General features: G+C 71.0%; 14 protein-coding genes, 1 tRNA gene and 1 rRNA gene. 3 read left to right on the forward strand and 13 right to left on the reverse strand.

Annotated elements, in window-relative coordinates; translation table 11 throughout:
• Nucleotides 1–7: 7 nt before the first annotated feature.
• Together J5X86_RS40525 and J5X86_RS40530 are read left to right on the forward strand one after the other, a co-directional pair.
• On the forward strand, nt 8–4672 hold the full coding sequence (locus J5X86_RS40525) for an ATP-dependent helicase (RefSeq protein ID WP_208521633.1): 4665 nt from the start codon (nt 8–10) through the stop codon (nt 4670–4672).
• A 120-nt stretch (nt 4673–4792) separates the two neighbouring features.
• On the forward strand, nt 4793–5599 hold the full coding sequence (locus J5X86_RS40530) for an Fpg/Nei family DNA glycosylase (protein WP_208521634.1): 807 nt from the start codon (nt 4793–4795) through the stop codon (nt 5597–5599).
• On the opposite strand, the gene J5X86_RS51315 is transcribed toward J5X86_RS40530, so the two are convergent.
• The 10 genes from J5X86_RS51315 to J5X86_RS40575 all read right to left on the reverse strand — a co-directional run bounded on the left by J5X86_RS51315 (nt 5533) and on the right by J5X86_RS40575 (nt 20534).
• Complete coding sequence (locus tag J5X86_RS51315; RefSeq protein WP_243982716.1) at nt 5533–5832, reverse strand: hypothetical protein; 300 nt, start codon at nt 5830–5832, stop codon at nt 5533–5535. The genes J5X86_RS40530 and J5X86_RS51315 overlap by 67 nt on opposite strands.
• 353 nt (nt 5833–6185) lie before the next feature.
• Complete coding sequence (locus tag J5X86_RS40535; RefSeq protein ID WP_208521635.1) at nt 6186–6668, reverse strand: Dps family protein; 483 nt, start codon at nt 6666–6668, stop codon at nt 6186–6188.
• A 139-nt stretch (nt 6669–6807) separates the two neighbouring features.
• Nucleotides 6808–7194: a helix-turn-helix domain-containing protein gene (locus J5X86_RS40540; protein WP_014055327.1), complete on the reverse strand. Its 387-nt coding sequence runs from the start codon at nt 7192–7194 to the stop codon at nt 6808–6810.
• 109 nt (nt 7195–7303) lie between these two features.
• Nucleotides 7304–7822 (reverse strand): CinA family protein, encoded by a 519-nt coding sequence (locus tag J5X86_RS40545; RefSeq protein ID WP_208521636.1) that lies wholly within the window; start codon nt 7820–7822, stop codon nt 7304–7306.
• Nucleotides 7819–8451, reverse strand: a complete 633-nt coding sequence (gene pgsA, locus J5X86_RS40550; protein WP_208521637.1) for a CDP-diacylglycerol--glycerol-3-phosphate 3-phosphatidyltransferase — start codon at nt 8449–8451, stop codon at nt 7819–7821. Before pgsA ends, J5X86_RS40545 begins: the two co-directional genes overlap by 4 nt.
• The gene (rimO, locus tag J5X86_RS40555) at nt 8448–9944 is read right to left on the reverse strand and encodes a 30S ribosomal protein S12 methylthiotransferase RimO (RefSeq protein WP_119991701.1); all 1497 of its coding nucleotides are present in this window, start codon (nt 9942–9944) and stop codon (nt 8448–8450) included. The genes pgsA and rimO overlap by 4 nt, the downstream gene beginning before the upstream one ends.
• A gap of 63 nt (nt 9945–10007) precedes the next feature.
• Entirely contained in the window at nt 10008–10838 is an 831-nt protein-coding gene (locus J5X86_RS40560; RefSeq protein WP_078644134.1) for a helix-turn-helix domain-containing protein, read from the reverse strand.
• Between the two features lie 189 nt (nt 10839–11027).
• On the reverse strand, nt 11028–13850 hold the full coding sequence (locus J5X86_RS40565; protein ID WP_208521638.1) for a DNA translocase FtsK: 2823 nt from the start codon (nt 13848–13850) through the stop codon (nt 11028–11030).
• Nucleotides 13851–14026: 176 nt separating this feature from the next.
• The gene (locus tag J5X86_RS40570; RefSeq protein WP_020868040.1) at nt 14027–14704 is read right to left on the reverse strand and encodes a two-component system response regulator; all 678 of its coding nucleotides are present in this window, start codon (nt 14702–14704) and stop codon (nt 14027–14029) included.
• A gap of 274 nt (nt 14705–14978) precedes the next feature.
• Complete coding sequence (locus tag J5X86_RS40575; RefSeq protein WP_208521639.1) at nt 14979–20534, reverse strand: HAMP domain-containing protein; 5556 nt, start codon at nt 20532–20534, stop codon at nt 14979–14981.
• A gap of 212 nt (nt 20535–20746) precedes the next feature.
• On the opposite strand from J5X86_RS40575, the gene J5X86_RS40580 reads away from it, so the two are divergent.
• Nucleotides 20747–23413: a SpoIIE family protein phosphatase gene (locus tag J5X86_RS40580; RefSeq protein ID WP_243982718.1), complete on the forward strand. Its 2667-nt coding sequence runs from the start codon at nt 20747–20749 to the stop codon at nt 23411–23413.
• Nucleotides 23414–23500: 87 nt separating this feature from the next.
• On the opposite strand, the gene J5X86_RS40585 is transcribed toward J5X86_RS40580, so the two are convergent.
• The 3 genes from J5X86_RS40585 to rrf form a co-directional block, all read right to left on the reverse strand.
• A tRNA-Thr gene (locus J5X86_RS40585) sits at nt 23501–23573 on the reverse strand.
• Between the two features lie 61 nt (nt 23574–23634).
• Nucleotides 23635–24333, reverse strand: coding sequence for a DegT/DnrJ/EryC1/StrS family aminotransferase (locus tag J5X86_RS40590; protein WP_208521640.1), 699 nt, complete (start codon nt 24331–24333; stop codon nt 23635–23637).
• Between the two features lie 105 nt (nt 24334–24438).
• A 5S ribosomal RNA gene (gene rrf, locus J5X86_RS40595) occupies nt 24439–24555 on the reverse strand.
• Nucleotides 24556–24573 lie beyond the last annotated feature (18 nt).

A 24573-nucleotide genomic window follows, 5' to 3' on the forward strand; every position in this document is an offset into this window, starting at 1 on the left:
GGAGGGCATGGCAGGCTCGGCGCTCGACGCATTCTCCCCGGCCACCCGCGGGTGGTTCACGGGCGCCTTCACCGCGCCCACGCCCGCGCAGGAGGGCGCGTGGCGGGCGATCGGCGAGGGCTCGGACGTCCTGGTGGTCGCCCCCACCGGCTCGGGCAAGACCCTGGCCGCCTTCCTGGCGGCCCTGGACAGGCTGGCCGGTGAGCCGCCGCCCGCCGAGGCGAAGAAGCGCTGCCGGGTGCTATACGTCTCCCCGCTGAAGGCCTTGGCGGTGGATGTCGAGCGCAATCTCCGCAGCCCGCTGACCGGTATCCGCCAGGAGTCGGTGCGGCTGGGCAGGCCCGAGCCGGAGATCCGAGTGGGCACCCGCTCGGGCGACACCCCGGCCGCCGAGCGCCGCGCTCTGGCCACCCGCCCGCCGGACATCCTCATCACCACCCCCGAGTCGCTGTTCCTGATGCTCACCTCCGCCACCCGGGAGGCGCTGCGCGGGGTGGAGACCGTGATCCTGGACGAGGTCCACGCCGTCGCGGGGACGAAGCGGGGCGCGCATCTCGCGCTGTCCCTGGAGCGCCTCGACGAGCTGCTCGATCGCCCCGCCCGGCGCATCGGGCTGTCCGCGACCGTGCGGCCGGTGGACGAGGTGGCGCGGTTCCTGTCGCCGCGGCGCAAGGTGGAGATCGTCCAGCCGCCGTCGGGCAAGGAGTTCGACCTGTCGGTGGTCGTGCCCGTGGAGGATCTGGGCGAGTTGGGCGGCTCCCCCGCCCAGGAGGGCGAGGCGGGCGAGCGGCCGTCGATCTGGCCCCATGTGGAGGAGCGGATCACCGATCTCGTCCAGGCCCATCGCTCCACCATCGTCTTCGCCAACTCCCGCCGGCTGGCCGAGCGGCTGTGCAACCGGCTGAACGAGATCGCCTACGAGCGGGCCACCGGTGAGGCCCTGCCCGAGGACCACTCCCCCGCCGAGCTGATGGCCGAGGCCGGCGCGGCCCGCGGCGCGCCCCCGCTGCTGGCCCGCGCGCACCACGGCTCGGTGTCCAAGGAGCAGCGGGCGCTGGTCGAAGAGGACCTCAAGGCCGGCCGGCTGCCCGCCGTCGTCGCCACCTCCAGCCTCGAACTCGGCATCGACATGGGCGCGGTCGACCTGGTCGTCCAGGTCGAGTCACCGCCCTCGGTGGCCTCCGGTCTGCAGCGGGTGGGCCGGGCCGGCCACCAGGTGGGCGCGGTCTCCACCGGCGTCGTCTTCCCGAAGTACCGCGGGGATCTGGTGCAGGCCGCGGTGGTCACCGAGCGGATGCGCGAGGGGGCCATCGAATCGCTGCGGGTGCCCGCCAACCCGCTGGACGTGCTCGCCCAGCAGCTGATCGCCATCACCGCCATGGACACCTGGGACGTAGACGAGCTCCTGGCCCTGATCCGCCGAGCCGCGCCGTTCGCCTCGCTCCCGGAGTCGGCGTACACCTCGGTCCTCGACATGCTCGCGGGCCGCTACCCCTCCGACGCCTTCGCGGAGTTGCGGCCGCGCCTGGTGTGGGACCGCGTCGCCCATACGGTCACGGGCCGCCCCGGGGCGCAGCGGCTCGCGGTGACCTCCGGCGGCACCATCCCCGACCGCGGGCTCTTCGGCGTCTTTCTGGCGGGCGCCGACCCCAAGAAGGGCGGCGGCAGGGTCGGCGAGCTCGACGAGGAGATGGTCTACGAGTCGCGGGTGGGCGATGTGTTCACCCTGGGCACCACCTCATGGCGGATCGAGGACATCACCCGCGACCGGGTCCTGGTCTCCCCCGCCCCCGGCGTCCCCGGCCGGCTGCCGTTCTGGAAGGGCGACCAGCTCGGCCGCCCCCTGGAGCTGGGCCGCGCCCTGGGCGCGTTCCTGCGCGAAGTCGGCGCGCTGCAGCCCGAGGACGCCCGCCTGCGGCTGCTGGCCGCCGGTCTGGACGCCTGGGCCGCCGAGAACGTCATCGGGTATCTGGACGAGCAGCGCCGTGCCTGTGGGCATGTGCCGGACGACCGCACGATCGTGGTGGAGCGGTTCCGCGACGAGCTGGGCGACTGGCGGGTGGTGGTCCACTCCCCCTTCGGCGCGCAGGTCCACGCCCCCTGGGCGCTCGCCCTGGGCTCCCGTCTGTCCGAGCGGTACGGCATCGACGCCCAGGTCATGCACGCCGACGACGGCATCGTGCTGCGGCTGCCCGACGCCGATCTGATGGGTCTCGACCTCCTCGACGCCGACCCGATGCGCCAGGGCGTGGAGTACGACACCGACCAGTCCCCGGTGGGCGCTGCCGATGTCGCGTTCGACAAGGGCGAGATCAACCAGATCGTCACCGACCAGGTCGGCGGCTCGGCGCTGTTCGCCTCCCGGTTCCGCGAATGCGCCGCCCGCGCGCTGCTGCTGCCCCGCCGCGACCCCGGCAAGCGCACCCCGCTGTGGCAGCAGCGCCAGCGCGCCGCGCAGCTCCTCCAGGTGGCGAGCGAGTTCGGTTCCTTCCCGATCGTCCTCGAAGCCGTCCGCGAATGCCTCCAGGACGTCTTCGACGTCCCCGGCCTCACCGAGCTGATGGGCGACATCGAGGCCCGCCGGGTCCGGCTGGTGGAGGTGACCACCCCCGAGCCGTCCCCCTTCGCCCGCTCGCTGCTCTTCGGCTATGTGGCGCAGTTCCTCTACGAGGGCGACTCCCCGCTCGCCGAGCGCCGCGCCGCCGCCCTCTCTCTCGACGCGCGGCTGCTGGCCGAGCTCCTGGGCCAGGCCGAGCTGCGCGAGCTGCTCGACGCCGACGTCCTGGCCGAGCTGGAGCACGAGCTGCAGTGGCTCACCGAGGACCGCCGGATCAAGGACGCCGAGGGCGTCGCCGACGTCCTTCGGCTGCTCGGCCCGCTCACCGCCGCCGAGCTGGCCGAGCGCGGTGCCGAGCCCGGATGGGCCGAGGACCTGGCCGGGGCCCGGCGCGCCATCCGGGTCCGGATCGCGGGCGAGGACCACTGGGCCGCGGTGGAGGACGCCGGGCGGCTGCGGGACGCGCTCGGCACGGCGCTGCCGGTCGGCGTCCCCGAGGCGTTCACCGAACCGGTCAAGGACCCCCTGGGCGATCTGCTGGCCCGCTATGCCCGCACCCACGGCCCGTTCACCTCGGCGCAGGCCGCCGCCCGCTTCGGCCTCGGCGTGGCCGTCACGGAGGGCGCCCTGCACCGCCTGGCCGCCGACGGCCGCGCCGTCCAGGGCGAATTCCATCCCTCGGGCATCGGCCAGGAATGGTGCGACGCCACCGTGCTGCGCCGGCTGCGGCGCCGCTCCCTGGCCGCGCTGCGCCATGAGCTGGAGCCCGTACCGCCCTCGGCGCTCGCCGCCTTCCTCCCGCAATGGCAGCATCTGGGCACCCACAGTCTGCGCGGTATCGACGGGCTGGTGCGCGCGATCGAGCAGCTCCAGGGCGCGCCCGTGCCCGCCTCCGCCCTGGAGAAGCTGGTCCTGCCGTCCCGGGTGAGCGATTACGCCCCCACGATGCTCGACGAGCTCGCCGCCTCCGGGGAGGTCGTCTGGGCCGGGGCCGGAGCGCTGCCGGGGAAGGACGGCTGGGTCACCCTGCACCTGGCCGACACCGCCCCGCTGCTGCTGCACACCCCGCACCCCCTTGAGGCGGGCCCCCTCCATCAGGCCGTCCTCGACTCCCTGGCCGGGGGGTACGGGCTGTTCTTCCGCCAGATCGCCGAGCAGGCCCGCGCCGCCGGGCACGAGTTCCAGGACCCCGAGCTCGCCGAAGCCCTGTGGGACCTGGTCTGGTCCGGCCGGGTCACCGGTGACACCCTCGCCCCGCTGCGCTCCCTGCTGGGCTCGGGCCGTACGGCGGGCTCCACCGCGCACCGCGCCAAGCGCACGGTCCCCCGGGGGCGCTACGGCGGCCTTACGGGCCGCACCGGCCGGCCCACGGCATCCCGCAACGGCCCGCCCACGGTCGCCGGGCGCTGGTCCCTGCTGCCGGAGCGCGAGCCCGAGCCCACCCACCGCGCCCACGCCCTGGCCCGCACCCTGCTCGACCGGCACGGCGTGGTCACCCGCGGGGCGGTCGCCGCCGAGGGGGTCGAGGGCGGCTTCTCCGCCGCCTATCGGGTGCTGTCCGCGTTCGAGGAGACCGGCCAGGCGCGCCGCGGCTATGTGGTCGAGGGTCTCGGCGCCGCACAGTTCGCGATGGACGGCGCGGTGGACCGGCTGCGCGCGGTCAGCACGGCCCGTGACCGCGCGGCGACCCCCGCCTTCGACGGACAGCGGGGGCAGTCCCGGCGCGCCTTCGTGCTCGCCTCGGCCGACCCCGCCAATGCCTACGGCGCCGCGCTCCCCTGGCCCGATCCGCCCGCGGACGCGGGCCACCGGCCGGGCCGTAAGGCGGGAGCGATGGTGGTGCTCGTCGACGGAGAGCTCGCGCTCTACATGGAGCGGGGCGGCAAGACCCTGCTCGCCTGGCCCTCGGGCGAAGCCGAGGCCGCCTCCCCCGAGGACGACGTCCGGCTGTGGACGGCGGTGGAGTCGCTGGCCGAGTCCGCCCGCGCGGGTGCGCTCGGCTCCGTCACCGTCGAGCGCGTCAACGGCGTCCAGGCGCTCTCCTCCCCGATCGGCAAGCTCCTGGAATCGGCGGGCTTCCACCCGACCCCGCGGGGCTTCCGGCTACGTCCCTGATCGCAAACGCCCCCGGCACCATGTAGCGCCCCTCGTGGCGCCCTTGATCCAACGGCGGCTCCGCACCGGACGAAGACGGAGCGCTCCCACCTGCCCGCGCCCACCGGCATCATGGATGCCATGCCCGAAGGAGACACCGTCTGGCAGACCGCACAGCGCCTTCACCAGGCCCTCGCCGGTTCTCCGCTCACCCGCAGCGACCTGCGCGTCCCCCGCCTGGCGACCGCCGACCTCACCGGCCGCCAGGTCCTTGAGGTCGTCCCGCGCGGCAAGCATCTGCTGACCCGTGTCGAGGGCGGGCTGACCCTCCACTCCCATCTGCGGATGGACGGATCCTGGCAGGTGTACGGGCCGGGCGAGCGATGGCGTGGCGGCCCGCACCACCAGATCCGGGCCATCCTCGCCACCGCCGCCCACACCGCCGTCGGCTACCGCCTCCCCGTCCTCGAACTGCTCCGCACCGGCGACGAGGACAAGGTCGTCGGGCATCTCGGCCCCGATCTCCTCGGCCCCGACTGGGATCCGGACGAGGCACTGCGCCGGCTGCTCGCCGATCCGTCCCGGCCCCTGGGCGAAGCGCTGCTGGACCAGCGGAACCTCGCCGGGATCGGCAATGTCTACAAGTCCGAGCTGTGCTTCGTGCTGCGTGTCTCGCCCTGGCTGCCGATCGGCGAGGTGTCCTCCCCCAAGCGCCTGGTGGCCCACGCCAAGAAGCTGCTGGAGGCCAACAGGAACCGGCGCGCCCGGGTCACCACGGCCGATCCGCGCCCCGACCGGCGGCTGTGGGTGTACGGGCGCCCGGGACGGCCCTGCCTGCGCTGCGGTACGCCGGTGCGCGCCGCCGACCAGGGCCGTGCGGGTCAGGAGCGCTCGACCTTCTGGTGCCCGAGCTGCCAGGCGGGACCGCAGGGACCCGCCCCGTCCTGACGCGGAGGGCCTCCCCTGCGGGCGCCGCCCCTTCTGGGCGAGGGACCGCAGTGCACCGGCAGCAGGCTCAGCCCCCAACCGCCGACCGCTAACGCCCCCTCCACCGGCCCGGCCTCTCCCGGCTGTATCGCCAGCCGCAGCACGGACCACCACCAGACACCGCCCAGAGCGAGCGCGAACACCCACCGGACCGGCCTGAGGCCCTGGGCGTCGGCCCCTCCGACGGCTGCCATGACTGCCTCCTTCGGCGACGCCAGACGCCTGTTCGCATACGGCGGGAGGGCGCACAGGAAGCACGTCGGCGCGTGTCGGACACTCGCGATCCCCCCAGTGTGCCCAGCCGGGCCCAACTGCGCACCCAGAGCGGGCCGCCGAGCCGAAACGCCAGGTCGAAGGGGGCGGAAAAGAAAATCGCCCGGCGCCGGGGCGGGCCGACCACCACGGTCGCCCACCCCGAAGCCAGGCTGTCACCCGCTCCGGCGCCCGGTCGGCCTCAGCACGGCCGAACCCCGGCTCAGCGCCTCAACCGGCACCTCAGCCGGCGCCTACGACGCCTCAAGCCGGACCCCGGGCCCGGCTCAGCGCGTCAGGCTCGATGGCCGCCGTTCTCGGCCTGGAACATCCAGTGGTGCTTCTCCAGGTCACGGGTGAGCTCGATGAGAATGTCCTGGGTCACCGGGTCCGGTTCGTCGGTCGCGCGGATCCGCTCCCGCATCCGCGCGATCACCGCTCCAAGGGCGTCGACGAGCGTCCGGATGGCCTGTGTGTCATCGGTCCAGCCGTCCTTGACCGTGTCGACACCGCTGGTCGCGGCGACCGTCTGAGCCCGTCCGTCCGGCGCCACTCCGAGCGCCGAGGCCCGCTCCGCCACCGTGTCGGCATGATCCCTGGTCGTCGCCACGACCTCGTCGAGCTGCAAATGGATCGTGCGGAATCGCGGGCCCACGACCGTCCAGTGGATCTGCTTGCCCACCAAGTGGAGGTCGACGAGATCGACGAGGGCGCCTTGCAGCGCGTCAGCGACGACCTTGAGGTCTTCCTCCGGCAGCGGGCTCCTCACCACAGACATCCGGTTCCTCCTGTTCGACCGTTTGACCCCTCTTGATTACCTCTCCTCATGTGGGGTGACCCGAATCCGGCCGGACAAACATCGAGGCCCCGGCCGGTACGGCTACCGGCCGGGGCCTCGAAGAGCTCTGGTCAGGCCCTCAGGCCGCCACCACGTCCACGGCTTCCTTGGGGGACTTGATGGTCACCCGCTCCTCCGGAACGCCCGTCACGGACGTCACAGAGACGGGATTGAGCACGGGCCGCATGGGCGCCGGGACCTTCTCGGTGGTGGACGCGGCCGACTCGGCCAGTTCGGCGAGCGACAGCTCGTCGCTGACCTCACGCATGACCTGCGACATCCGCACCTCAAGGGCGTCGCAGATCGCCGACAGCAGCTCGGACGAGGCTTCCTTCTGGCCGCGCTCGACCTCTGACAGATAGCCGAGCGACACCCGGGCGGAGGAGGAAACCTCGCGCAGAGTACGGCCCTGGCGCTGGCGCTGCCGGCGCAGCACGTCACCCAGCAGGCGACGGAGCAGAATCATCGCTGGCTCCCTCCTCGGACCTCGGATCCGGATCCTTCACGCCCCACCGTACCGCCTCGGGCTGCGCCCGTGCGGGGAGCGATGTCGTGTTCACTCAGGGCTGCAAACATCAAAACTCGTCGTGTTGTTCCGTATCCTTTGCCCCTGCTGTCGCGATCAATTCGCTGAACAGCAGCTTGACTGCGGCGCGGACGGTCTGTCCGCGAATTCCGGCACGGTCTCCTTCAAACCGCAGCGCTGCCGCGGCCACCGCCTCCCAGGGCCCCGCGACCGCCACATGAACGGTGCCCACGGGCTGACCGTCCTGCGGTGTGGGACCCGCCACACCGGTGGTGGCCACGCCCCAGTCCGCGCCCAGCGCACGCCGTACGCCGCGGGCCATCTGCCGGGCCACCTCGGCGTCGACCGCGCCGCGCTCGGCCAGCAGGGCCCCGTCCACGCCCAGCAGCTCGCGCTTGAGGTCGGTGGCGTACGCCGTCACCGAGCCGCGGAAGGAACGGGAAGCGCCGTCCACAGTGGTCAGCTCGGCCGCCACCAGACCGCCGGTGAGCGATTCGGCGACGGCCAGGGTCTGTCCGCGCCGCTCCAGCAGCGCCAGCACCTCGGCCGCCGTCCCGTCGCCGCTCACCTCGTGGCCTCCTCCGCCACCCGGCCCGCCCGGTGCAGCACGATCGCCTGCCGGACGTAGTCGAGGCCGGTGACCACGGTAAGGATCACGGCTACGGCCATCACCCAGAACCGCAGCGTGGCCAGCGGCCCGGTGAGCGCCAGGATGTACATCCCGACGGCGGTGCCCTGCGCGAGCGTCTTCAGCTTTCCGCCCCGGCTGGCCGGAATGACCCCGATCCGGATCACCCAGAACCGCATGAGTGTGATTCCGATCTCACGGAAGAGGATCACCCCCGTCACCCACCACGGGAGGTCGGAGAGGGCCGACAGACAGATCAGCGCCGCACCCATGATCGCCTTGTCCGCGATCGGATCGGCGATCTTCCCGAAGTCGGTGACCAGGTTGTACCGGCGGGCCAGATGACCGTCGAAGAGATCGGTGATCATGGCGATGGCGAACGCCGCCCACGCGACGGCGCGCCAGGCCGGGTCGTACCCGCCGTTGTGCAGCATCAACAACACAAACCCGGGCACCAGGAGCAGCCGCACCATGGTGAGGATATTGGCGATGTTCCACAAACCGGCAGGCCTGACAGCGGCCGCCGGGCGGCGGTGACCTCCCGCGGCGGAGGCCGGGACACCCGTCATCTGTCCGCCTTCCCGGTGGGCTCGCCGCCGCCCTGCCGCTCCAGCGGCTCAAGCGGCTCCGCGACGAGGTCCACTCCCTCCGTCGCGATCACCTTCGCTTCGACCATACGGCCCACCTCCGGCTCCCCGTCGGTGCTGAGCAGCGTCTGGCCATCGGTCTCCGGCGCCTGGTGGGCGCCTCGGCCCAGAACTGCCCCGGTGTCGTCGATCTCCTCCACCAGCACCTCGACGACCTCGCCGAGCCGCTCCTCCGCCCGCTGGGCGGTCAGCTCCTCCGCGAGGCGCGAGACGCGCTCCAGACGCTCGGCGACCACCTCGGGGTCGACCTTGTTCTCGTAACCGGCGGCCTCGGTGCCGTCCTCGTCCGAGTACCCGAAGACGCCGATCGCGTCCAGCCGCGCCTCACTGAGGAAGCGCTCGAGCTCCGCCAGGTCGTCCTCGGTCTCGCCGGGGAAGCCGACGATGAAGTTCGACCGGGCGCCGGCCTGCGGCGCCTTGCCTCTGATCGTCTCGAGCAGCTCCAGGAACCGGTCGGTGTCGCCGAAGCGGCGCATGGCGCGCAGCACCCCGGGAGCCGAGTGCTGGAAGGACAGATCGAAGTACGGCGCGACCTTCTCGGTCGAGGTGAGCACGTCGATCAGCCCGGGACGCATCTCGGCGGGCTGCAGATAGCTGACCCGGATCCGCTCGATGCCGTCCACCGCGGCCAGCTCCGGCAGCAGCGTCTCCAGCAGCCGGATGTCCCCGAGGTCCTTGCCGTACGAGGTGTTGTTCTCGGAGACCAGCATGATCTCCTTCACCCCCTGCTCGGCCAGCCAGCGGGTCTCGCCCAGCACATCGGAGGGGCGGCGCGAGATGAAGGAGCCGCGGAAGGACGGGATGGCGCAGAACGAGCAGCGCCGGTCGCAGCCGGAGGCGAGCTTCACCGAGGCGACCGGGCTGCTGTCCAGTCTGCGGCGCAGCGGGGCCCGCGGCCCGGAGGCCGGGGCCACCCCCTCGGGGAGGTCCTCGGGCGCGGTGTCCTGGGCGTGGCCGGGCAGCGCCACCGAGGCGGCGTCCTGCCGCTCGGCCGGGCTGATCGGCAGCAGCTTGCGGCGGTCGCGAGGGGTGTGGGAGGCGTGGACGCCGCCGGCGAGGATGGTCCGCAGACGGTCGGAGATATCGGCGTAGTCGTCGAAGCCGAGCACCCCGTCGGCCTCGGGCAGCGCCTCCGCCAGCTCCTTGCCGTACCGCTCGGCCATGCAGCCGACGGCCACCACGGCCTGGGTGCGGCCGTGGTCCTTCAGGTCGTTCGCCTCCAGCAGGGCGTCGACCGAGTCCTTCTTGGCGGCCTCCACGAAGCCACAGGTGTTGACTACGGCGACGTCCGCCTCGGTGGCTTCCTCGACGAGCTCCCAGCCGTCCGCCGCCAAGCGGCCTGCGAGCTCCTCCGAGTCCACCTCGTTACGGGCGCAGCCAAGGGTGACAAGGGCGACAGTGCGGCGTTCGGGCATGGGGTCAGACTACTTCGTCCCCACGACAGCCCCCGCTGGCAGGGCTCCCGATCTTGCTGCCGCTCAGCCCGCTTCGGGGTCTCCCTTGGTGTAGCTCAGCCGCTGGACGGCCCCGCTGGTGCCCACGTTCTTCACTTCCTTGCCGTTCACGAACAGCTTGATCGCCCCGGCATTGCCCAGCACCAGGTCGATGCGCCTGCTGTCGCTGAAGGTCTTGGAGTCGCCCTCGCGCAGCACGCCCTCCTCGATCAGCCGGCCGTTGTGATCCTGGGCGGAGATCCAGCTCTGGCCGTCCTCGGCGGTCAGCTTGACGGTGACCTTGTCCGCCGGGACGCCCGCGATGGCGCTGTCGGACGGGTCGGGCTTGTTCGGGGTGGCGGGCTTGGAGGGGGCGGCGCTGTTGGTGGGCGCGGAGGCGCTGGGCTTGGGCGAGCCGGTGTCCTCGGCGACCGTCGAGCCGTCGCCGTTGCCGCCCCTGAAAAGAGTGAAGCCCACGAATCCGACGACGGCGACGATCGCCGCGACCATCGCGGCCGTCCAGTTGGGGCGCCGGGGATCGGGGCGGATCCGCTCGGCCTCGAACAGCGGCGCCGGCGCGGTCGGCGTGGGCCGGCCGCCGTGTTCGGCGTCGAACTGTGCGATCAAGGACTCCGGATCGCAGCCCACGGCGCGCGCGAGCACACGGATGTGTCCGCGGGCGTAGACATCGCCGCCACAGCGCGAGAAATCGTCCTGCTCGATGCCCCGCACGATGGGGGTGCGCACCCGGGTGGAGGAACTGACCTCGTCGACGGTCAGCCCCGCGGAGATACGGGCCTGCTGGAGGGCGCGACCGATGGAAACCCGGTCGTCTTCGGGGGAGTTGCCGTCTTCGGGAAGGTTGCCGATGGACACGGGGGCGCCTTTCGAGCGTGAGCCACCTGCTGGGGGTTCAGTCTAGGGGTGGGGCGAAAGGGTCGGGCAAGCGGGAGGACGGAGTTTGTCCGCCATCGGGATTGCCGTTCGATCACGATTCTGGGGTCTCACTCCGCCACCTCCCTCAACTTGACGTTTCGGTAGGGGAAACGGTTGCCCGCCAAACCCTTATGAGTGAGCCTTACCGCGGATCACGTCGAGCACGCCATCCAATTCATCCGGCTTGACGAGCACATCGCGCGCCTTGGATCCCTCGCTCGGGCCGACGACGCCCCGCGACTCCATGAGATCCATCAGCCGCCCCGCCTTGGCGAAACCCACCCGCAGCTTGCGCTGCAGCATCGACGTCGAGCCGAACTGGGTGGAAACCACCAGCTCAGCGGCCTGGCAGAGCAGATCGAGATCATCGCCGATCTCCTCGTCGATCTCCTTCTTCTTCGACGACCCGACCGTCACGTCCTCGCGGAAGACGGGTGCCATCTGCGCCTTGCAGTGCGCGACGACCGCCTCGACCTCGGCCTCGGTGACATAGGCGCCCTGCATCCGGGTGGGTTTGTTCGCGCCCATCGGCAGAAAGAGGCCGTCGCCCTTGCCGATCAGCTTCTCGGCGCCGGCCTGGTCCAGGATGACGCGGCTGTCGGCCAGCGAGGAGGTGGCGAAGGCGAGCCGTGAGGGCACATTGGCCTTGATCAGACCGGTGACGACGTCCACGGAGGGCCGCTGGGTGGCCAGCACCAGGTGGATACCGGCCGCGCGCGCCAGCTGTGTGATCCGCACGATCGAGTCCTCGACATCGCGCGGTGCGACCATCATCAAGTCGGCCAGCTCGTCGACGATCACCAGCAGATACGGATAGGGCTTGAGCTCGCGCTCACTCCCCGCGGGCTCCTTCACCTTGCCCTTGCGGACCGCCGCGTTGAAGTCGTCGATGTGGCGGAAGCCGTACGCCGCGAGGTCGTCATAGCGCAGATCCATCTCGCGTACGACCCACTGGAGCGCCTCGGCGGCGCGCTTGGGGTTGGTGATGATCGGTGTGATCAGATGCGGAATGCCCTCGTAGGCGGTCAGCTCCACGCGCTTGGGGTCGACCAGCACCATCCGCACATCGTCCGGAGTGGCACGGGCCATGACCGACGTGATCAAGCAGTTGATGCAGGACGACTTGCCGGAACCGGTCGCGCCCGCCACCAGCACATGCGGCATGGTGGCCAGATTGGCCGCCACATAGCCGCCCTCGACGTCCTTGCCCAGCCCGACGAGCATCGGATGGTCGTCGCCGACGGAGTCCGCCGAGCGCAGCACATCGCCCAGGTTGACCATCTCGCGGTCGCTGTTGGGGATTTCGATGCCGACGGCCGACTTGCCGGGGATGGGGCTGATGATCCGCACATCGGGGCTGGCGACCGCGTAGGCGATGTTCTTGGTCAGCGCGGTGATCCGCTCGACCTTGACGGCCGGGCCCAGTTCCACCACGTAGCGGGTGACCGTCGGGCCGCGGGTGAAGCCGGTGACGGCGGCGTCCACCTTGAACTCCGTGAACACCTTCGTCAGCGAGTCCACGACCGCGTCGTTGGCCGCGCTGCGCGTCTTGCCGGGACCGCCGCGCTCCAGCAGCTCGAGCGAGGGCAGGGAGTAGGTGATGTCGCCGGAGAGCTGCAGTTGCTCGGCGCGCGGCGGCAGCGGCTCGCTCGTCTCGGTCACGGGCCGGGTGAGGTCGGGGACCTGGGACGGGTCCGCCTCGCCGGCTCCGTCCTTACGGCCCTTCCCGCCCGCCGCCTTGCCCCTGGCGCCGCTCTTCCCGGACTCCTTGTCGGCGTCGCGCGCGACCGGCACCCCGCCGCTCGCGACCCCGTCCTCACGCTCGCCCGAAATCCCGCTGCTGAGCCCGGCGACGAGCGGCGAGGGCTGCACACCGTGCAGCACGGCCCCGTCCAGCGAGGCGGCGGCCGCGGCCGCCACGTCCACGGCGTCCATGGGCCGGTCGAGCGGCGGCCCCGCGGACGACGAGCGGCGCGAGCGCCGGCGCTTGCGCAGCGCCTCCTCCTCGACCCGCCCCGGGCCTCCGGCACCGTCCGGGTCCTCTTTGGCGAGCGAGGTCCTGCGAGCCCTTCTGGCGGGCGTCTCGCGCCATTCGTCGGCGTACTCCCCCGCGTCGTACCCGGCCTCCGACGCGTACGCGTCCTCGTCGTCCCGCACCAGGCCGAGCCGGACGCCCAGCTGCCGCAGCCGCTGCGGAATGGCGGCGACCGGCGTCGCGGTGACCACCAGCAGCCCGAAGACGGTGAGCAGCACCAGCAGCGGCACGGCCAGCACGTCGCCCATCAGGTAGATCAGCGGCCGGGACACGGCCCAGCCGATCAGGCCGCCCGCGTCCTGTATCGCCTCGGTGCCCTGGCCGCGCCCCGGGGCGCCGCAGGCGATGTGGACCTGCCCCAGGACGCCGATGACGAGCGCCGAGAGCCCGACGACGATCCGCCCGTTGGCCTCCGGCCGCTCCGGGTGGAGGATCAGCCGGGCGGCGATGGTGCCCAGCAGTATCGGCACCACCAGGTCGAGACGGCCGAAGGCGCCGGTGACCAGCATCTCGACCAGACTGCCGACCGGCCCGTCCAGATTGGACCAGGTGCCCGCCGCGACGATCAGGGCGAGGGCGAGCAGCAGCAGGGCGCTGCCGTCCTTACGGTGGGCGGGGTCGAGTCCCTTGGCGCCGCGTCCTATGCCGCGGAACATCGCCGCGACGGCGCGCGCCGTGCCCATCCACACGGCGCGCACGGCGCGGTACACGCCGCTGGTGGGATTCGGTGCGGGAGGGGGCGCCGCCTTCTTCGCCGCGGCCTTCTTCGCGGGCGCGACGGACTTCTTGGCGGGTGCCTTCTTCGCGGGCGCCTTCTTGGCGGCCGTCTTCTTCGCAGCGCCTCCGGACTGCCCGGCGCGCTTCTTCGAGGTGCCCGCCGTGCTCTGGGAACCCTTGCCGGACGTACGAGAGGCCATGGAGGCGAGATTACCCGCGTCCGCCGTACGGAGCACGCATGGCGGGGGTATCAGGCACCCCGGACGTCACACCGGTGCCGCTGCACCGTCGAGACGGTGAGGCGGCCGTGACGGCGCGTCAAAGTGCGAGTGACCGGTCGGCGATGACCGACCGACGGTGACGGTGGGGTGACCGCTCAGTTCTGCGAGGGGACCTGGCCGGCCCCGCTGCCCGCACCCGGCTCCAGCGCGTCCAGCGCCCGCCGCAGACCGGTCAGCTTGCGCTCCAGATGGGCCGCGGTGGCCACGGCGGCGGCATCGGCCGACTCGTCCAGCTGCTTGGAGAGCGCCTCGGCCTGCTCCTCGACGGCGGCGAGCCGCGCGGACAGCTCCGCGAGCAGCCCCGCCGACTCCTTGGCCTCCCCGGCGGCGGGCTGACCGCCCTCCAACTGCAGCCGCAGCAGCGACGCCTGCTCCCGCAGCTGGCAGTTCTTCATGTACAGATCCACGAAGACCGAGACCTTGGCTCTGAGCACCCAGGGGTCGAAGGGTTTGGAGATGTAGTCCACCGCGCCGGCCGCATAGCCCCGGAAGGTGTGGTGGGGGCCGTGGTTGATCGCCGTGAGGAAAATGATCGGGATGTCGCGGGTCCGCTCCCGGCGCTTGATGTGCGCCGCGGTCTCGAACCCGTCCATGCCCGGCATCTGGACGTCCAGCAGAATCACCGCGAAGTCGTCCGTCAACAGCGCCTTGAGCGCTTCCTCCCCTGACGATGCCCGCACCAGGGTCTGATCGAGCGCGGAGAGAATGGCCTCCAGCGCCAGCAGATTCTCCGGCCGGTCATCGACCAGGAGGATCTTGGCCTTCTGCACCATGCCCCGTCCTCCTCGTCCCGGCTTGGGGTCTCCCCAGCTCGAAGAGCTGGGGGAAGCACCGGGCGCCGCCCCAGGGGACGACTCCCTTGCGCCGCCCGTCCTTGTGCCGGTCATGGTAGCCGCACCCCGCTGTTCGCCACACCCTGTCACCGCGATGTCACTGTGCACGTAGCAGAAACGCGGTGGGAGACCAGAAGGTTCCCCGAATACCGCGTTCCCACACGTGTTCGGCGACACTCAGTCAACACCACGGCCGCCCCGGGCGTGCCGCGGGTCACTCAGTCGACATCCACTGCTCCATCACCGTAAGGAGATGATCGGTGTCGACCGGCTTGGTGACGTAGTCCGACGCGCCCGCTTCGATGCTCTTCTCCCGGTCGCCCTTCATCGCCTTCGCGGTGAGGGCGATGATCGGCAGCCCGGCGAACTGGGGCATCCTGCGGATCGCGGCCGTCGTGGCGTACCCGTCCATCTCCGGCATCATGATGTCCATCAGGACGAGCACGACGTCGTCGTGCTGCTCCAGGACCTCGATGCCCTCCCGGCCGTTCTCCGCGTACAGCACCTGCAGCCCGTGCTGCTCCAGCACGCTGGTCAGCGCGAAGACATTACGGATGTCGTCGTCGACGATCAGCACCTTCTCGCCGTGGAAGCCGCCCACCGGCTCCGGCACCACCAGGTCCTGGCCGCCCAGCAGCCACGGCTCGGGGGCCTGCGACTGCCGTCCCGGGCGGCGGGCGGACGACCGGGCGCTCAGCTCCGCCTGCGGCGGCGACTGCCCCTCGTCGGCCCGCGACGCCTCCTGCTCGGCCCGCTGACGCCGCCGGAACAGCCCGGAGCCGCCACGGCCACGCGCCGCCGAGGAAGCGCCGGAGGCGTCCTGTGCGCCCTCCTGCTCCGCCCCGGCCCCTTCCTCCACGGTCTCCTCCACGCCGCTGGGGAGCGCCGCGAGCGCCAGCGGGCCTCGCCCCGAGCTGCTCGGGGCGAGCTGCGGGTAGCCCTGCGGCGGCAGCTCGCTGGGGTGCAACGGCAGATAGAGCGTGAAGGTCGAGCCGCGGCCCGGCTCGCTGGCCGCGTGGATCTCGCCGCCGAGCAGCCGGGCGATCTCCCGGCTGATGGACAGGCCGAGCCCGGTGCCGCCGTACTTCCGGCTGGTGGTGCCGTCGGCCTGCTTGAACGCCTCGAAGATCACCCGCATCTTGCTGGCCGCGATGCCGATACCGGTGTCGGTGACCGAGAAGGCGATCATGTCGGCGTCCGCGTCGCGCAGGGCACCGTGCTCCAGCAACTGCTCCCGGATGGCGTGCGGCACATCCGCGCCCGCCGGCCGGATGACCAGCTCCACGGCGCCGCTGTCGGTGAACTTCACCGCGTTGGACAGCAGGTTGCGCAGCACCTGCAGCAGCCGCTGCTCGTCGGTGTGCAGCGTCGCCGGAAGCTCCGGTGACACCCTTACGGAGAAGTCCAGGCCCTTCTCCGCGGTCAGCGGCCGGAAGGTGGCCTCCACATAGTCGACGAGCTGGACCAGGGCGATACGGGTCGGGCTGACGTCCATCTTGCCCGCCTCGACCTTCGACAGGTCCAGGATGTCGTTGATCAGCTGCAGCAGGTCCGAGCCCGCGCCGTGGATGGTCTCGGCGAACTCCACCTGCTTCGGCGAGAGATTGCCGTCGGCGTTGTCGGCGAGCAGCTTGGCCAGGATCAGCAGCGAGTTGAGCGGCGTGCGCAGCTCATGCGACATGTTCGCCAGGAACTCGCTCTTGTAGCGCATCGAGACAGCGAGTTGCTCGGCGCGCTCCTCGAGCACCTGCCGAGCTTCCTCGATCTCGGTGTTCTTGACCTCGATGTCGCGGTTCTGGCGGGCCAGCCGCTCGGACTTCTCCTCCAGCTCCGCGTTGGACGCCTGAAGGGCCTTCTGCCGGTTCTCCAGCTCGGCGGACCGCTCGCGCAGCTGCTCGGTCAGCTCCTGCGACTGCTTCAGCAGCACCTCGGTCTTGGTGTTGACGCTGATGGTGTTGACGCTGGTGCCGATCATCTCGGCAATCTGGTTGAGGAAGTCCTTCTGGATCTGGGCGAAGGGCTGGAACGAGGCCAGCTCGATCACGCCCAGCAGCTGCCCCTCGAAGAGCACCGGCAACACGATCACATGGGCCGGAGCCGCCTCGCCGAGCCCCGAGGCGATCTTGAGATAGCCCGGTGGCACGTTCTCCACCAGGATCGGGCGCTTCTCCTCGGCGACCGTGCCGATCAGCGTCTCACCGGCCTTGAAGCGCGTGGGCATCAAGCCGAGGGTGTAGCCGTAGGAACCGACCAGCAGCAGTTCGTAGCCGTCGTCGGAGTTGCTGTCCGCGACCACCTCGGTGCCCTCGCCCGGCGGTACGGCCAGGAAGAACGCGCCGTGCTGGGCGGAGACCACCGGGGTCAGCTCGCTCATGATCAACCGGGCGACGTCCTCCAGGTCGCGCCGTCCCTGCATGAGACCGGAGATCCGGGCGAGGTTGCCCTTGAGCCAGTCCTGCTCCTTGTTGGCGAGCGTCGTCTCGCGCAGGTTGGCGATCATGGTGTTGATGTGGTCCTGGAGGACCTGGATCTCGCCCGAGGCGTCCACATCGATCTTGAGGTTGAGATCGCCGCGGGTCACCGCGGTGGCGACCTCGGCGATGGCGCGCACCTGACGAGTCAGGTTGCCGGCCATCTCGTTCACCGACTCGGTCAGGTCCTTCCAGGTGCCGGCCACGTCCCGCACTCGCGCCTGGCCGCCCAGCTGGCCCTCGGTGCCCACCTCGCGGGCCACCCGGGTCACCTGGTCGGCGAACGACGAGAGCTGATCCACCATCGTGTTGATGGTCGTCTTCAGCTCGAGGATCTCGCCGCGCGCCTCGATGTCGATCTTCTTGGTCAGATCACCCTGGGCGATGGCCGTGGTGACCATCGCGATGTTGCGGACCTGTCCGGTCAGGTTGGACGCCATCGAGTTCACGGACTCGGTGAGGTCCTTCCACGTCCCCGAGACGCCGGGCACCCGCGCCTGGCCGCCCAGGATGCCGTCCGTGCCCACCTCGCGGGCCACGCGGGTGACCTCGTCGGCGAACGAGGACAGCGTCGTCACCATCGTGTTGACGGTGTCGGCCAGCGCCGCGACCTCGCCGCGCGCCTCGACCGTCACCTTCTTCGTCAGATCGCCGTTGGCTACCGCGGCCGAGACCTGCGAAATGTTCCGCACCTGGATGGTCAGGTTGTTGGCCATCAGGTTGACGTTGTTGCTCAGGTCCTTCCAGATACCGGTCACGCCCGGAACCCGCGCCTGACCGCCCAACTGCCCCTCGGTGCCCACCTCACGGGCCACCCGGGTCACCTGCTCGGCGAACGACGATAGCTGGTCCACCATCGTGTTCACGGTGGTGACCAGCTCCAGGATCTCGCCCTTGGCATCGACGGTGATCTTCTTCGACAGATCACCCTTGGCGACCGCCGTCGTCACCTCCGCGATCGAACGCACCTGGGACGTCAGGTTGTTGGCCATGCTGTTGACGGACTGGGTGAGGTCCTTCCACGTCCCGGAGACGCCCTGCACCTCGGCCTGGCCGCCCAACTGGCCCTCGGTGCCCACCTCGCGGGCGACCCTGGTGACCTCCTCCGCGAAGGACGACAGCTGGTCGACCATGGTGTTCAGGGTGTTCTTGAGCTCCAGGATCTCGCCGCGCGCATCGACGTCGATCTTCTGGGAGAGATCACCGCGCGCGACCGCCGTGGCGACCTGCGCGATATTGCGCACCTGGGCGGTCAGATTGCCCGCCATGCCGTTCACCGAGTCGGTCAGATCGCGCCACACACCCGCCACACCGGGCACCTGCGCCTGACCGCCCAGCCGGCCGTCCGTACCCACCTCGCGGGCCACCCGGGTCACCTGCTCGGCGAAGGCGGAGAGCTGGTCGACCATCGTGTTGATGGTGTTCTTCAGCTCCAGGATCTCGCCGCGCGCGTCCACCTCGATCTTCTGCGACAGATCACCGCGCGCGACCGCCGTCGTCACCTGGGCGATACCGCGCACCTGCGCGGTCAGGTTCCCCGCCATGGAGTTGACGGAGTCGGTCAGGTCCTTCCAGACGCCGCTGACCCCGTCCACCCGGGCCTGACCGCCCAGCCGGCCCTCGGTGCCCACGTCCCGCGCCATCCTGGTGACCTGGTCGGCGAACGAGGACAACTGGTCCACCATGGTGTTCACGGTGTTCTTCAGCTTGAGCATCTCACCGGAGACATCGACGGTGACCTTCTGCGACAGGTCGCCGTTCGCCACCGCCGTCGTCACCTGCGCGATGTTGCGCACCTGTCCGGTGAGGTTCCGGAAGGCCGTGTTCACCGAATCGGTGAGGTCCTTCCACGTTCCCGCCGCACCCGGCACCTGCGCCTGACCGCCCAGCTCGCCCTCGACGCCGATCTCCCGGGCGACCCGCGTGACCTCGGCGCCGAAGGACTGCAGCTGGTCGACCATCGTGTTGGTGGTGTTCTTCAGCTCCAGCATCTCGCCGGCCACATCCACGGTGACCTTCTGCGACAGATCGCCGTTCGCCACCGCCGTCGTCACCTGCGCGATGTCCCGCACCTGCGCGGTGAGGTTCCGGAACGCGGTGTTCACCGAATCAGTGAGGTCCTTCCACGTCCCCGCCGCACCCGGCACCTGCGCCTGACCGCCCAGCAGCCCCTCGGCGCCGACCTCGCTGGCCACCCGCGTGACCTCGTCCGCGAAGGTACGCAGCGTCTCGGTCATGGTGTTGATCGTGTCGGCCAGCTGCGCGACCTCGCCGCGTGCGCTCACCGTCACCTTCTGCGACAGATCACCATTGGCGACCGCCGTGGTGACCTGGGCGATCCCGCGCACCTGCGCGGTCAGGTTCCCCGCCATGAGGTTGACGGAGTCGGTCAGGTCCTTCCAGACGCCCGCGACGCCCGGAACCTTCGCCTGGCCGCCCAGCTCGCCCTCGGTGCCCACCTCACGGGCGACCCGGGTCACCTCGGAGGCGAACGAGGAGAGCTGGTCCACCATCGTGTTGACGGTTTCCTTCAGCTCGAGCATCTCCCCGGACACATGAACCGTGACCTTCCGGGACAGATCACCCTTGGCCACCGCCGTCGTCACGAGAGCGATATCACGCACCTGGGCGGTGAGCCGGGAGGCCATCGTGTTGACGGACTCCGTAAGGTCCTTCCACGAACCCGACATTCCACGCACTCGGGCCTGGCCACCCAGCTTGCCCTCGGTGCCGACCTCACTCGCGACCCGCGTCACCTCGTCGGTGAACGCGGAGAGCTGGTCCACCAGGCCGTTGACCGTGCGCCCCACCTTCAGGAACTCGCCCCGCAGGGGATGCGCCGATCCATCGGCGCCCTGTGCCCGCAGGTCCATGCGCTGCTCGAGATCGCCCTCGGCGACCGCCGACAGCACCCGGCCCACCTCGGACACCGGCCGCACAAGATCGTCCACCAGGGCGTTGGACGCATCAATGGCCGCGGCCCACTGGCCCTCACAGGCGCCGGTCTCCAGCCGCTCGGTGAGCTTGCCCTCGCGGCCGACCACCCGCCGCACCCGGGTCAGCTCACCGGTGAGCTGCAGATTGCGATCCGCGACCTCGTTGAAGACCGCGGCGATCTCGGCCATCACGCCCTCGCCCGAGACCGTGAGCCGCTTGCGGAAGTTCCCGTCCCGCATCGCCGCCATCGCGGTCAGCAGCCGGTTCAGGGCCGCCGTATCCACTTCAGTCGTCCCATTGCTCCGGGACCGTCCGCCTTTCGCGCGCGTATTCGTGCCCCGCGCCGCTGCGCCAGACTCCACCGTGTCCCTCCCGCAGGGTTGACCATCCTCGTCGGGTTCTTCTTCCAGCTTGCCCAGTGTTTCACCATGCCCCAGCCAGGCCATAACAGTTCGGCAGCATCCCACACCCCCGAACGCCCACTCTGGGGGGAATCGAGGCCGACCGGCATTCGCGCGGGCGCCGGTGGTAAGTAACCTGGCAACCGGCCAGGGCATCGGAGGGGCGCTGCGACATGGGTGAGCAGTTCGCCGAGACACATATGAGGAGACCTGTGATCACCGCGCGGGCAGCCGCCACCTTCGAGCCGGTGGGACGCTCGGTCGCCGCCGCCCGCACTTTTGTCCGGGACACCCTCCAGGGGTGGGGCCTCACCGACATCGTGGACGACGCCGTCGTCCTGACCAGCGAACTTGTTACCAACGCGGTGGTGCACGCCGGTACCACCGCCGATGTGGTCTGCATCCGCGCCGACACCGGCGTGCGCGTCGAGGTCGCCGACCGCTACCCCGAGCGCGAGGTCCCGCTGCAGAGCAACGGCGGCCACCACTTCGGAAACCCCGACCGCGAGGGCGGCCGCGGCCTGCTGCTGTGCGCGGCCCTCGCCGGCCGCTGGGGCGTGGAGTACACCGCGACCCACAAGCAGGTCTGGTTCCAGCTCGATTTCCCCGACCGCCCGGCCGGGACCCGAGCGGCCGGGCCCGCCCTGCCCTCCAGCGCCCTGCCCATCGCCGACGCCCGGGTCCGGGTCGGGGTCGTCCAGGTCGACAGCGGCGGTCTGATCAGTGCCTGGAACGACGACGCTCAGGAGCTGTTCGGCTACCCACCGGAGCAGGTCATCGGCAAGCCGCTGACCGACCTCGCGGCGTGGCCACACACCCCCGGCACCGGCACCGGCGTCGCCGAGGCGCTCCTGCTCTCGCGCTGGGAGGGCTCCTACGGCATCCGCGGCGCCGACGGCCGGGTCGCCCCCGTCTACGCCTCCCATCTGCGCATCCGCGACGCCGAGGGCGAGCCGTCCACCGTCTGTCTGCTGGTGCGCGAACGCGAGCGCGCCGTACTGCAGAGCCCGATGCGCGGTGCGAATGTCGACACCGCCGACACCTCTGACCGGGGCCAGGCCACCGACGCCTTCGAGGTCTTCATCGGCTCCCCGGCCCCCGACGACCTCGACGGTCTGCTCCAGCGCACCGTCGAGCGGGCCCGTGACATGCTCGACGGCGACGCCGCCTATCTGCTGCTCGCCACCGACGACGAGACCGAGTTGGAGGTCCGCGCCTCCACCGGGCTGCCCTCCGCCCGCCAGCGCTTCGCCCGCGTCCCCGTCGAAGCGGGCACCGGGCGCTACGGCTCGGCCCGGATGCCCGCGGTCCACGAGGATCTGTCCGCGGTGCCCGGCGCCGTTCCACTGCTGGTGAACACGGGGATGCGCTCCGTCGTCACCGTCCCGCTGAAGGTCGAGGGCCGGCTCACCGGCTCGCTCGGCGTCGCCGCCGAGTCCCCGGCCCGCTACAGCAACGAAGAGGCCCTGCGGCTGCAGTTCGCCGCCGACCGCATCGCCCTCGCCGTCGAGCGCGCCCGCCTCACCGAGTTGGAGCGGCTGCGCCGCGGCTCGCTGTCCTTCCTCGTCGAGGCGTCCGACCTCCTCGCGGGCACCCTGGACCGCGACCAGACGCTGGCGCTGATGGCCCAGATGACGGTGCCCACGTTGGCCAGTTGGTGCGCCGTCTATACGGTCGCCGACCAGGCGTCCGAGCCCGAGCTGTCGTACGTCCTGCACGAGGACGAGGACCGCATCGACGGGCTCAAGGCCCTGCTGATGAAGATCGACCCACCGGAGCAGGTTCCCACCGGCGGGGCCCGCAGCTGGTCCGGCCCCTATGACGCGGCCCACGCCGCCGCCCTGCGCACCTCCCTGCGCAGCCTCAGCCTCGGCGACTCCGCCCGCCCCTCCTCCGGCCCCGGCGCCTCGCTCGCGACCGCCTCCGCGGTCGGCGGGGAGACGGTCGTACTGCCCCTGGTGGCCCGTAACCGCGTCATCGGCATGCTCATCCTCGGCAAGCCCACCGACGAGCACTTCCGCCAGGAGAACCTGGAGCTCGCCGAGGACCTCTCCCGCCGGGCCGCGCTCGCGCTGGACAACGCGCGGCTCTACTCGGAGCGCACCGCCATCAGCCAGTCCCTGCAGCGCAGTCTGCTGCCGCCCGAGCAGCCCGAGGTCCCCGGAGTCGAGGTCGAGGTCATCTACCGCGCGGCGGGCGAGGGCAATGAGGTCGGCGGCGACTTCTACGACCTCTTCCCGATCCGCGACGGGGCGTACGGCTTCGCCATCGGCGATGTCTGCGGCACCGGACCGGAGGCCGCCGCGGTCACCGGACTCGCCCGGCACGCCCTGCGGCTGCTCGCCCGCGAGGGTTTCGGGGGCCCCGCGGTCCTGGAGCGGCTCAACGCGGCCATCCTCGACGAGGGCGCCCGCAGCCGCTTCCTGACCCTCCTCTACGGGGAGTTGTGGCCGCAGCACGACGGCAGCGCGGTGCTCAAGGTCGTCTGCGCCGGACACCCCCTCCCGCTCCGGCTGCGCCAGGACGGCAGCGTGGAGGCGGCGGCCGAGCCCCAGCCGCTGCTCGGCGTCATGGAGGACCTCGAGCTGTACGAGCAGACGGTGACGCTCGACCCGGGCGATGTGCTGCTGTGCGTCACCGACGGGGTGACGGAGCGGCGCGAGGGCACCAGGATGCTCGGCGACGACGGCCTTATCGACGTCCTCACGACCTGTACCGGCCTTACGGCGGGCGCGGTGGCCGCCCGGGTGCTGCGGGCCGTGGAGCGCTTCGCGGCGGAGCCGCCGTCGGACGACATGGCGATCCTGGCGATGCGCGTGCCCGAGCCCGCCGATTCCTGAGGCGGGGGGCCGGGGCGCCGGGAGCCCCGGCGCAATTCCCGAACATGACGAAGGCCCCCGCCATATGGCGGGGGCCTTTCGCAGGAGAGCCCCAATACGGAATCGAACCGTAGACCTTCTCCTTACCATGGAGACGCTCTGCCGACTGAGCTATTGGGGCGCGTCGACGGGATAGATCATACCCGAACTCGGGTGCGCTCCCGACCACTCGCCCCCGTGCCTCAGGCGGCTGACTGCAGCAGCCCGCCCAGCGCGTTGCAGGCCGAGACCACGCGCTGCAACTCCCGCCGCGACATGGTCGGATCGACGGGCAGTGCCAGGCATTCATCGGCCGCCCGCTCGGTCTCCGCGAGCCACATATCGCGCCGGAAGCGCGCGGTGCGATGCGCGGGTGTCTGCACCGGCACATGGCATACGACGCCGCGAGAACGCAGCGTGCGGGCGAAGGCGTCCCGGTCCGGCCGGCCGTTGCCGGGGACCCTGACGACGTACTGCTGATAGGTGTGTTCCACGCCGGGCGCGACCGGCGGCGTGAGAACCCCGCGCAACTTTCCGTCCAGATAGGCCGCGTTGGCCTGCCGCCGCAGAATCTCCCCGGCGGGCTCACCGGCCGACCCGTAGCCGATCACCAGCACGCCGTGCCGCTGACCCAGGTCGGTGAGGGCCCCCATGTCGGCGGGATGTCCGAAGGTGTGAATGGCCACGATGGCCGCGGTCCGGGGCGTCAGCGCCTCGGCCACCGCAGCCGGGTCTATGCAGTAGGTATGGGCGTCGATGTCCACGAACACCGGCCTGGCACCGGCCAGCAGCACCGCTTCAGCGGCCTCAGGAGTGCCGTAGGACGGCACGATTACCTCGTCGCCCGGCCGCACACGCGCCCGGGTCAACTCATGCAGCAGCTCATCCGTAGGTGTCCCCATGAGCGGCATGTTGCCCAGGCAACATGAACACCGAGTAGCCCACAACACAACAGCAGAAGAGCCCTGTCGGTGACCGAAGTCCCGACAGGGCTCTTTGCAATATTTGTTCGGCGGTGTCCTACTCTCCCACAGGGTCCCCCCTGCAGTACCATCGGCGCTGAAAGGCTTAGCTTCCGGGTTCGAAATGTAACCGGGCGTTTCCCTAACGCTATGACCACCGAAACACTATGAAACTGAACC

The organism is Streptomyces sp. NEAU-YJ-81, assembly GCF_017592595.1.
Classification (GTDB): Bacteria; Actinomycetota; Actinomycetes; order Streptomycetales; family Streptomycetaceae; genus Streptomyces; species Streptomyces hygroscopicus_B.